This is a genomic window from Nostocoides sp., assembly GCF_035343835.1.
GTDB classification, from domain to species: Bacteria; Actinomycetota; Actinomycetes; order Actinomycetales; family Dermatophilaceae; genus Nostocoides_A; species Nostocoides_A vanveenii.
On the sequence record NZ_DAOQZV010000133.1, the window covers coordinates 1 to 8,902 of the forward strand.

General features: G+C 69.7%; 11 protein-coding genes. 4 read left to right on the top strand and 7 right to left on the bottom strand.

The window, feature by feature from the left end; all coding sequences use genetic code 11:
• Both nusA and rimP read right to left on the bottom strand, forming a co-directional pair.
• Window positions 1-1,091, bottom strand: a 1,091-nt coding sequence (nusA, locus tag PKH97_RS10350) for a transcription termination factor NusA (RefSeq protein ID WP_324387330.1), incomplete at its 3' end; no start/stop codon positions are given.
• 2 nt (window positions 1,092-1,093) lie between these two features.
• On the bottom strand, window positions 1,094-1,597 hold the full coding sequence (rimP, locus tag PKH97_RS10355) for a ribosome maturation factor RimP (RefSeq protein WP_324387331.1): 504 nt from the start codon (window positions 1,595-1,597) through the stop codon (window positions 1,094-1,096).
• Window positions 1,598-1,704: 107 nt separating this feature from the next.
• Here rimP and PKH97_RS10360 point away from each other — a divergent pair, with 107 nt between their 5' ends.
• Genes PKH97_RS10360 through PKH97_RS10375 form a run of 4 tightly spaced genes read left to right on the top strand, consistent with a single transcriptional unit; the run spans window position 1,705 to window position 5,520 of the window.
• The gene (locus PKH97_RS10360) at window positions 1,705-2,589 is read left to right on the top strand and encodes a DUF4439 domain-containing protein (protein ID WP_324387332.1); all 885 of its coding nucleotides are present in this window, start codon (window positions 1,705-1,707) and stop codon (window positions 2,587-2,589) included.
• A 21-nt stretch (window positions 2,590-2,610) separates the two neighbouring features.
• Window positions 2,611-4,617, top strand: a complete 2,007-nt coding sequence (locus PKH97_RS10365; protein ID WP_324387333.1) for a thioredoxin domain-containing protein — start codon at window positions 2,611-2,613, stop codon at window positions 4,615-4,617.
• Between the two features lie 23 nt (window positions 4,618-4,640).
• Entirely contained in the window at window positions 4,641-5,312 is a 672-nt protein-coding gene (msrA, locus tag PKH97_RS10370; protein WP_324387334.1) for a peptide-methionine (S)-S-oxide reductase MsrA, read from the top strand.
• A gap of 4 nt (window positions 5,313-5,316) precedes the next feature.
• Window positions 5,317-5,520, top strand: a complete 204-nt coding sequence (locus PKH97_RS10375) for a hypothetical protein (RefSeq protein ID WP_324387335.1) — start codon at window positions 5,317-5,319, stop codon at window positions 5,518-5,520.
• A gap of 89 nt (window positions 5,521-5,609) precedes the next feature.
• Here the strand turns inward: PKH97_RS10375 and PKH97_RS10380 are convergent, their stop codons facing one another.
• From PKH97_RS10380 to PKH97_RS10400, 5 genes are all read right to left on the bottom strand, one after another.
• Complete coding sequence (locus PKH97_RS10380; RefSeq protein ID WP_324387336.1) at window positions 5,610-5,810, bottom strand: hypothetical protein; 201 nt, start codon at window positions 5,808-5,810, stop codon at window positions 5,610-5,612.
• Window positions 5,807-5,992, bottom strand: a complete 186-nt coding sequence (locus tag PKH97_RS10385) for a hypothetical protein (protein WP_324387337.1) — start codon at window positions 5,990-5,992, stop codon at window positions 5,807-5,809. The genes PKH97_RS10380 and PKH97_RS10385 overlap by 4 nt, the downstream gene beginning before the upstream one ends.
• A 116-nt stretch (window positions 5,993-6,108) precedes the next feature.
• Window positions 6,109-6,918, bottom strand: a complete 810-nt coding sequence (locus tag PKH97_RS10390; protein WP_324387338.1) for an FAD:protein FMN transferase — start codon at window positions 6,916-6,918, stop codon at window positions 6,109-6,111.
• Complete coding sequence (locus PKH97_RS10395; RefSeq protein WP_324387339.1) at window positions 6,918-7,478, bottom strand: FMN-binding protein; 561 nt, start codon at window positions 7,476-7,478, stop codon at window positions 6,918-6,920. The genes PKH97_RS10390 and PKH97_RS10395 overlap by 1 nt, the downstream gene beginning before the upstream one ends.
• A 40-nt stretch (window positions 7,479-7,518) precedes the next feature.
• Window positions 7,519-8,902: ferredoxin reductase family protein (locus PKH97_RS10400; protein ID WP_324387340.1), on the bottom strand; the 1,384-nt coding region annotated here is incomplete at its 5' end.

An 8,902-nucleotide genomic window follows, 5' to 3' on the forward strand; every position in this document is an offset into this window, starting at 1 on the left:
CCGCTTCGCTCGGGCTCCGGCACGGTGCCGTGCTGCGGGCGCGTGCCGCCACCGGCCGCGGAGCTCTCGACGTCGGGCACGATGTCGATGCGCCAGCCGGTCAGCTTCGCGGCGAGGCGGGCATTCTGGCCCTCGCGACCGATCGCCAGGCTCAGTTGGTAGTCGGGGACGATCACCCGCGCGCTACGCGCGTCCGCGTCGACGATCGTCACCGACTGCACGCGGGCCGGCGACAAAGCGGACGCGACGAACTCGGCCGGGTCCTCGCTGAAATCGACGATGTCGATCTTCTCGCCGCCCAACTCGGCCATCACGGCGCGCACCCGCGCCCCCATCGGGCCGATGCACGCGCCCTTGGCGTTGAGGCCGGGGACGGTGGCGAAAACCGCGATCTTGGTGCGGTGCCCGGCCTCGCGGGCGAGCGAGGCGATCTGGACGGTGCCATTGGCCACTTCGGGGACCTCGAGCGCGAACAGCTTGCGCACCAAGTTGGGGTGGGTGCGCGAGAGCTCGATCTGGGGGCCGCGCAGGCCGCGCTTGGCGATGACGACATAGCAGCGGATGCGGTCGCCGTGCTTGTAGATCTCCCCCGGCACCTGCTCGGCCGCCGGGAGGATGCCTTCGACGCTGCCGAAGCTGACCAGGACATTGCGCGGGTTGGAGTTCTGCTGGATGACGCCGGCAACGATGTCGCCCTCGCGTCCCTTGAACTCGCCGAGGATGTTGTCGTCCTCGACCTCGCGCAACCGCGACAGGATCACATTGCGGGCCGTGGCCGCCGCCACCCGCCCGAAATCCTGCGGGGTGTGGTCGAACTCCGGGCCCAACTCCACCCGGGTCGCCCGGCGCGGCAAGGGCTCGCCCTCGTCGTCGAACACCTCGGGCTCGTCATTGGGGACCTCGAAGCCCTCGCGGGCCCAGATGGTGACGTGTCCGCTCTTGCGGTCGAGTTCGGCGCGCGCGTGCCGATAGTGCCCGTCGGTGTGCTCGTATGCCGTGAGCAGGGCCTTCTCGATGGCGGGGATGAGGATCTCCAAGGAGATGCCCCGCTCGGCCTCGAGGGCGCGCAGGTCGGCCAGACCGATGTCCATGGCTATTCGCTTCCTTCCTGGGTGCTCGCGAACTCGACGTCGATGACGGCGCGCTCCACCTCGGCATACGCAATGGTCGTGGGGGTCTCGTCGATCTCGACGACGACCTGGGTCTCATCGGCGCGCAGGATGCGGCCGGTGCGGGTGGCGCCCGCAGACGTCACCTTCAGCAGGCGGCCCACATTGCGCCGGTAGTGTCGCGGCTCGCGCAGGGCACGGCCGACGCCTGGTGAGCTGACTTCGAGGACGTAGGCAGCTCCCCCGAAAGGTTCGCGGCGATCGAGGGCGTCGCTGATGGCGCGCGAGAGATCGGCCACGTCATCGAGGCTGAGGGCGGGCGTGGGCTCATCGGTCGAGCCGTCGGGGTTGATCGTGGGGAGCATGTCGAGAGTGACCCGGACGAGTTTGCGCTTGCCGGCCGCGCTCACCGTGACATCGTCGAGGACAATCCCGGGGTCGGTCAGCGCAGTCGCGACGACGTCGCGGACCTTGGGGGTGGCAGACATCGACCGGGCTCCTTTTCCACTTGTAGCTGGCCACTCTATGGGACAACGACGCGGCAGCCCCGATCGATCCCCCGTCGTGCTCGCACTCGCGTGCGAGGATCGCCGGTATGACCGCCCGCTCACCGATGGCCCGGCGCGCCGCCCTCGGTGTGCTCGCGTTGGGGACGCTGACGGCGTGCGGGATTCACCTCGAGGAGGACGCGCCGCGTGTGCCACTGGTGCCGGCGCGCACGCCGATCGCCGGTGAGGACGCGCTGGTGGGGCTGCTGTTGGGGACGCAAACGCTCGCTGCTGGCGTGGCCCTGCTGCCTAAGGTGGCCGGGTTCGGGGCAGCGCTGGATCAGCAGGCGCGCGTCCTGGACAGCGCCCTGCGCGAGCGCGGCGTGCCGGCCAACAGGCTTGCCGGGGCGGCGTCGGGCACGGCGGAGGTAGCCGCCCTCGCGGGAGCGTCAGTCACCGCGGCTCACGAGGTGCTCGCCCACGCCGAGGTGGCCTTACGGCCGATGCTTGCGTCGTTGGCCGCGTCCCGGACCGTGCTCGCCGGCAAGCTGGACAGGAACTGGCAGCCACCTGCCCCGGCACCGGCCGCGCTCGACACCCCCGCCGCTCTCGCCGTGCTGGCCGCGAGCAGGGCTGCGGTCTATGGCGTGGAGGTGGCCGCGGCGCGGTCCGCGGACGCAACGCGGGAGCGGGGGGTGAGCACACTGCATACCTTGCGGGGGTTGGTCATGGCGCAGGAAGCGCTCCTGGGGGCCCAGACGCCGCCGACGCCATCGGCATACGGGCTGCCGGTGACGGTGACCGACAACGCGAGCGCGAAGCGGCTGGTCGGGCACTTGCTCGATGCCCTGACGCGTGCGTATGCCGGGCAACTCCCCACCGTCGCGGACGCCCCGCCCGCACTGCTCACCCTGACCGACTGGCTGGCCGCCTCGGCGCAGCTGCAGTCCCGCTGGGGCGCCGACCTGGCCGCCTTCCCGGGGTTGACCTGACCTTCCGCGAGGAGCTCTCCCATGACCAACCGGCTCAGCGGCGCAACAAGCCCGTATTTGCTGCAGCACGCGGACAATCCGGTCGACTGGTGGGAATGGGGACCGGAGGCCTTCGCCGAGGCGCGGCGGCGTGATGTCCCCATCCTGTTGTCGGTGGGCTACGCCGCGTGCCATTGGTGCCATGTGATGGCGCATGAGTCCTTCGAGGACGAAGGCGTTGCTGCGACGCTCAACGCGGGGTTCGTCTCGATCAAGGTCGACCGCGAGGAGCGCCCGGACGTCGACGCCGCCTATATGACCGCGACCACGGCGATGACCGGGCGAGGCGGTTGGCCGATGACCTGCCTGCTCACACCTGACCTGGAGCCCTTCTTCGCCGGGACGTATTTCCCTCGGGCCCAGTTCCTTTCCCTCCTCGCTCAGGCCGGGCAGGCGTGGACGAACCGGCGCGACGATGTCCTCGCCAGTGGGGCGAACGTCACCCAGCAGTTGCAGGCCCACACCCAGCCCGTCCGGGCGGTGGCCGTCGAGGCAGCGGCGCTTGATCGGGCGGCCAGAGCTCTGCTGGGGCAATTCGATTCCGCGCGAGGGGGATTCGGCGGCGCGCCGAAGTTCCCGCCGTCGATGGTGCTCGCCTTCCTATTGCGTCACGCGGCCCGGACCGGGAGTGAGCAATCGTGGGCCATGGTCGCGGCGACGTGCGTGGCCATGGCCCGGGGCGGCCTGTACGACCAGCTCGGCGGCGGTTTCGCGCGCTACAGCGTGGACGCCGATTGGGTGGTCCCGCACTTCGAAAAGATGTTGTACGACAACGGATTGCTGCTGCGTGTCTATGCCGAGTGGGCGCGCCAGGGCGGCGGCGAGTTCGCCCGGCGGGTGACCACCGAGACGGCCGACTTCCTGCTCGCCGATCTCCGCACGCCGGAGGGCATGTTCGCGGCCGCTCTGGATGCGGACACCGAAGGAGTCGAGGGCCTGACCTATGTCTGGACGCCGGCGGAGTTGACCGCCGCTCTCGGCGCGGCTGACGGGGCTGCTGCCGCGGACGTCTTCACGGTGACCGCCCGCGGCACCTTTGAGCATGGGGCGTCGACGCTCCAATATTGCTGCGACGCAGCGGATTCCGACTGGTACGCCGGCATCCGAGAGCGGCTGCGGACGATTCGCGCAGCGCGCCCCCAGCCCGCGCGCGACGACAAGGTGGTGGCGTCCTGGAACGGGCTGGCGATCGCCGCATTGAGCATCGCGGGCCGCGTGCTCGGGCGCCCGGACTATGTTGCGGCAGCTGAAGTTTGCGCCGAGCAACTGATCGCCCGACAGGTGGTCGACGGGCGCCTGGTTCGGGTCTCGCGCGGCGCCCGGCTCAGCACGGCTCCCGGGCAGGCGGACGACTACGGCAACCTGATCGAAGGGCTGTGCCAGCTCTACCAAGCCGACGGCCGGACCGAATGGCTTAGCGCGGCAACGGGATTGGCCGACACCGCCGGTGATCTTTTCCGGCGGGCCGACGGTTGGGCCGAGCAGCCCAAGGACGGTGAGGCGCTCTATCTGACTCCCCCGGCCGGCGCCGACAATGCCGAGCCGTCCGGACTTTCGGCGCTCGCCATGGGTTTGCTCACCCTGTCGGCGTTGACCGAGCGGGCCGATCTGCGAGCGGCTGCAGAAGCGCTGATCGCGCAGAACGGCGCTCTCGCCGTGGACAATCCGCGATTCGGCGGGTGGACCCTGGCGGCAGCGGAGGCCGTGGTTGCCGGCCCGCTGCAGGTCGCCGTCGTCGGCTCGGGGCCGGTGGCGCGCGAGATGATCGACACGGTCGCGGGCTCGCCCTCCCCCGGATTGGTGCTGGCCTACGGTGCTGAGGCGGACGAGGCGGTGCCGCTGCTCGCGGGGCGAGTGGCGGTCGGTGGCGAGGCAACGGCATACGTCTGTCGGCAGTTCGTCTGTGACGCGCCGGTGACGGCGGTCGCAGACCTGGAGCGGGGGCTGCGGGAATCCGGGGCGGCGGGAAATGGTTGGGACCGGACATGATGTTCGGACGCCAGGTCAAGCCCATGCCCACCGCCCAGACCGCGCTAGCCGGTCGTGCGGAGCGGCCGTTCGTGGTGCCCGCCAGGCACGAGGTACTGGGGACGCCGCTGGAAGGACCGTGGCCGGCGGGCACCGAGATGCTCTATGTCGCGATGGGGTGTTTCTGGGGCGCCGAGCGGATCATGTGGCGGCTGCCAGGGGTGGTGACGACGGCGGCCGGGTATATGGGTGGTTTCACGCCCAACCCGACCTACGAGGAGACGTGCACCGGGCAGACCGGGCACACCGAGTCGGTGCTCGTGGCCTACGACCCGGCGCGCATCAGCCCGGCCGAGATCCTCAAGGCCTTCTGGGAGAACCACGACCCGACCACCGCGAACCGGCAGGGCAATGATGTCGGGACGCAATACCGGTCCGCGATCTATTGGACGACGCCCGAGCAGGAGGCCGCGGTGCGGGCGACGGCGGCAGCGTTCCAGGGTGAGTTGGACAAGGTGCGGGCCGGGACAATCTCTACGCAACTCGCGCCGGCCGCCGAGGTCGGCCCCTTCTGGTATGCCGAGGACTATCACCAGCAGTACCTCCACAAGAACCCCGGGGGCTATTGCAACCACGGCCCGAATGGGCTGACCTGCCCCATCGGCATCGCGAATCTGCCTGCGCAGCAAGACATTCTGCCTGGTCGCCCGGAGTAGTTCCATGGACCAGCGGCGCTCGGACATGCGGGAGATCGCAGGTCTGTGTGGCGAGTGCGCGCACGCGCTGATCCGGCCGACCCGCAAGGGCACGACCTATCTGCGCTGCGGCTTGGCCGCGACCGATCCGCGCTTCCCGCGCTATCCCCGGCTGCCGGTCATCGCGTGCCACGGATTCACGCCGCTGACGGAAGATCGCTCCCAGTGAGCATGGCAAACCCCTTGTTCGCGCGGTAATCCTTCCCACGCGAAGAAGGGGTTTGTGGCATAGGGCGGGAAGGATGTCGCCCCGAGGGGTCAGGAGGGGCGGTCGGTGCGGGCCTGGGCCCAGGGCAGGACCATCAGTGCCAGCCAGAGGGCGCCGACGACGAAGGCGCCGATGGCCAGCCAGAGCTTCCAGAATCCGTCGTTGTCGACCAGGTTGGGGCCGAAGGCGACCCCCAGGCCATACAGCACGGCGACGATGCCGACGATTCCGCGGCGCTGGTCCTTGCTCATCGGGTCCCCATCCACGGCACGATGACGAGGAAGACGGCGGCCAGCAGCACGAGGACCGAGCCACCCAGGACATACGGGCGTTCGTAGCGCGGCCAGTCGACCACCTTCGGGGCGAAGGCGAAGCCGACCCCATAGATCGCGGCCAGCAGGCCGGTCACCGCCAATCCGGTCTCGACGCTCATCAGCGGCGGCCTTTCCGTCAGGCGGGGCCGGTGACCCCGCTGCCCGTCAAGTGTGGCAACGACAAGCCGCGGACTCGCGGGCCACGACGGTCAAGAAGCGCCGCGACTCTACGTATTCAGAGCACCGTCAGTGCGTAGTCATGCGTAGTCGCAACCAGCCGCTCGCGGGCGGCCACCGGATCGACGTAGGCCGCGGTGGCCCACACATCGGCCCACATCAGGTCCGGCCCGACGACCGTGGTCGACCCCGGGCGGGCGATTCGCTCCCCCGTGCCGGGATCGACGATGTGTGCCCCGCGGGCAGCCGCTCCGGACGTGGCCACCGCACCTTGGGTCAGCTCGACCGTGGCGGCGATCCGCCCCGGCACGCGCGGGTCCTCGATCCCGATCCGCCAGGTGGGCGCGATGCCCCGCATCCCACGGCCGACGCCGACGACCATGTCGCCGCCGGCGCTGAGGCAGAAGGAGATGCCCGGGACGGTGCGCAGGTGCGCAGCTGCCTGCTCGACCCCCCAGCCTTTGACCAGCCCGGTCGGGTCGTATGACGGCCGCCCCGCCTCGCGCGCGAACCACGCCGTGAACAGCCCATCCGTCGCTTCCTCGGCGGCCAACGTCAGATCGAGCACCTCGGCCTGCCACTCGTGGCACTCCCCAGGGGTAATCGCACCGGCCTGGAGCCGCCGCAGCTCCGAGTCGGCGCGCCACATACTGAAGAGGTCATCGACGCGACGCAGGGTGGCGAAGGCATTGGCCGCGGCCGCGGCGATATCGGCTCGCTCGGGGTCGATCGCCTTGACGTGCAAGGAAATCGGCATCCCCATGATCATCTCGACGAAAGCCTTGCGCCCGATCACGGTGGCGCCGCGCTGCGGCTCCGGAGTGACGGCATGCGCCATGGCCGGCAGGGGCTGGGTGACGGTGCTCATCAGAGGTGGGCCTGGTCGATCGCGGACTGGAGGGATTGGATATAGCCGTTCGAGGTGACGGTCGCGCCAGAGACCATGTCGATGCTCGCGCTCTGGGCCGTGATCACTTCGTCATTGAGGACGGGAACGGCATACGAGTTGATCTGCTGGTCGCGCGGGTTGTCCCACGGGATCTGGGTGACTCCGGACTTGGTGATCTTGCCGTTCGCGACGGTGATCTGGACCTGGACCAGGCCCCAGCGGGTCATCACCTCATCGCCGGTGTAGGTCTTGGCCGCGTTGCTACTGGACCCCGACCCGCTCGAACTGGCGCTCGAACTGGCGCTCGAACTCGACGACGGGGTCGATGCCTCGCTCGACGGCGAATCCCCTTGACTGGCAGTGCCATTCGTTGAGTTGTCCGCTGACGAACTGCCGGCGGTCGAGTCGCTCGATGTCGCGTCGGACGAGCCGGACGCGGACTCGGTCAGCGGGGCTTCCGCCTCCACGGCGGTCTTGGCCTTGGCGCTGGTTGAGGTGGGATAGCTGAAGAGGAGGACGAGCGCAGAGATGGTGCTCATCAGCCACAAGGTGATTCGTCGCATGGCGCTTGGATGTCCTTTAGTAAGTGAAGTATTCGATGTGGATGGCTGCCGCCGGAACGCCGGCCCCCAGCGCCGCCGCCTTGGCTGCGTCCATCCAGGCGGGGGCACCGCAGATGTAGACGTCGCGCTCGGCGATGTCCGGGACGAGTTGACGCAGGGCCTCGACATCGCTCAGGTGCGCCGCTTGCGCCGGCAGCCAGGTCTCCCGGCCCGGTATGCGGCGCCCTTCCACCACGACATATCGCGCGCCTCGTTCGCGGGCGAGAGCATCCAACTCATCGCCGAGGACGAGATCGTCGCGGGTGCTCACGCGGTGGATAACGCTCACGTCGCTGCCCTGCGGGAGCGCCTCGAGAAGGGCGCGCATCGGGGTGATCCCGATGCCGGCACCCAGCAGCGCGACCTTGGTGCGGGTCCTGGTCCCCGGGTGGAGGCGGCCGTACGGGCCCTCGATGACGGCCTTGGTGCCGACGGCGAGTTCGGCGAGCCGGGCGCTGCCGTCACCGAGGTGTTTGACCGTGATCCGCAGGGTGTCGTCGGTGGGGGCGGCGGAGAGGGAGTAGGGGTTGGCGCGCGTCCAGCCGGGGCCGTCCTGGAACCGCCAGTTGAAGAACTGACCGGCTTGTGCCCCAAGTCGATTCAGGCCGCGGCCACGCAGGGTCACCGTGGTGACGTCGGGGGTCTCGGCGCGGACGCCGACGACGTGCAGCGCCGACCGGCGGGTGCGGACGAAGGGCACAGCGACCCGCCAGATGAGCACGGCGGCCAGGCACGCGGCATACGCGCTCCACCAGAAGACGGTCGCCAAGCGGGAGGAGAGGAAGTCCGCGCCCGTCCAGAGTTGGTGCGGGAGTGCGAGACCGGCGCCGAGATAGCCGTATAGGTGAATCAGGTGCCAGGACTCGTAGCGCAGCTTGGCGCGGGCCTTCTTGACCGAGGTGACCACGACCATGATCAGCGCAAGGGTGCCGGCGATGGCCAGCAGCATCCCGGGGTAGTTGAGGGTGAAGTCGACGATGGTGCCCCACACGCCCTGGGGTGAGGCAGCGGCATACCCGAGGGTGATCAAGACGATGTGAGCGAGCATCAAGTTGAAGGAGGTGAAGCCCACGAGGCGGTGGGTGCGCGCGAGCTCGTCCTGGCCCCAGGCCCTCTCGAACCACGGCACCCGCGCCATGAGGAAGACCTGGACCAGCAGCAGAGCCGAGGCGATCAGACCGGTGAGGCGGCCGAAGGAGGTCAGGAACCCGGCCACCGTGCCCACGTCTTGCAGCCCGCCGCCCTTGACCCATAAGGCGCTGACGAAGAGCAGCAGGGCCCACATCGCCGCGCCGGAGGCGTCACGCCACCAGGTGGGAACGCGGCGTAGCGGAGCGGGAGCCGCCGGGCGCGCGGCGCCC

Excerpts from the sequence above, each read along its gene's own strand:
- rimP (WP_324387331.1), bottom strand. The coding sequence starts at position 1,597 with ATGTCTGCCACCCCCAAGGTCCGCGACGTCGTCGCGACTGCGCTGACC.
- PKH97_RS10360 (WP_324387332.1), top strand. The coding sequence starts at position 1,705 with ATGACCGCCCGCTCACCGATGGCCCGGCGCGCCGCCCTCGGTGTGCTC.
- PKH97_RS10365 (WP_324387333.1), top strand. The coding sequence starts at position 2,611 with ATGACCAACCGGCTCAGCGGCGCAACAAGCCCGTATTTGCTGCAGCAC.
- msrA (WP_324387334.1), top strand. The coding sequence starts at position 4,641 with ATGCCCACCGCCCAGACCGCGCTAGCCGGTCGTGCGGAGCGGCCGTTC.
- PKH97_RS10375 (WP_324387335.1), top strand. The coding sequence starts at position 5,317 with ATGGACCAGCGGCGCTCGGACATGCGGGAGATCGCAGGTCTGTGTGGC.
- PKH97_RS10380 (WP_324387336.1), bottom strand. The coding sequence starts at position 5,810 with ATGAGCAAGGACCAGCGCCGCGGAATCGTCGGCATCGTCGCCGTGCTG.
- PKH97_RS10385 (WP_324387337.1), bottom strand. The coding sequence starts at position 5,992 with ATGAGCGTCGAGACCGGATTGGCGGTGACCGGCCTGCTGGCCGCGATC.
- PKH97_RS10390 (WP_324387338.1), bottom strand. The coding sequence starts at position 6,918 with ATGAGCACCGTCACCCAGCCCCTGCCGGCCATGGCGCATGCCGTCACT.
- PKH97_RS10395 (WP_324387339.1), bottom strand. The coding sequence starts at position 7,478 with ATGAGCACCATCTCTGCGCTCGTCCTCCTCTTCAGCTATCCCACCTCA.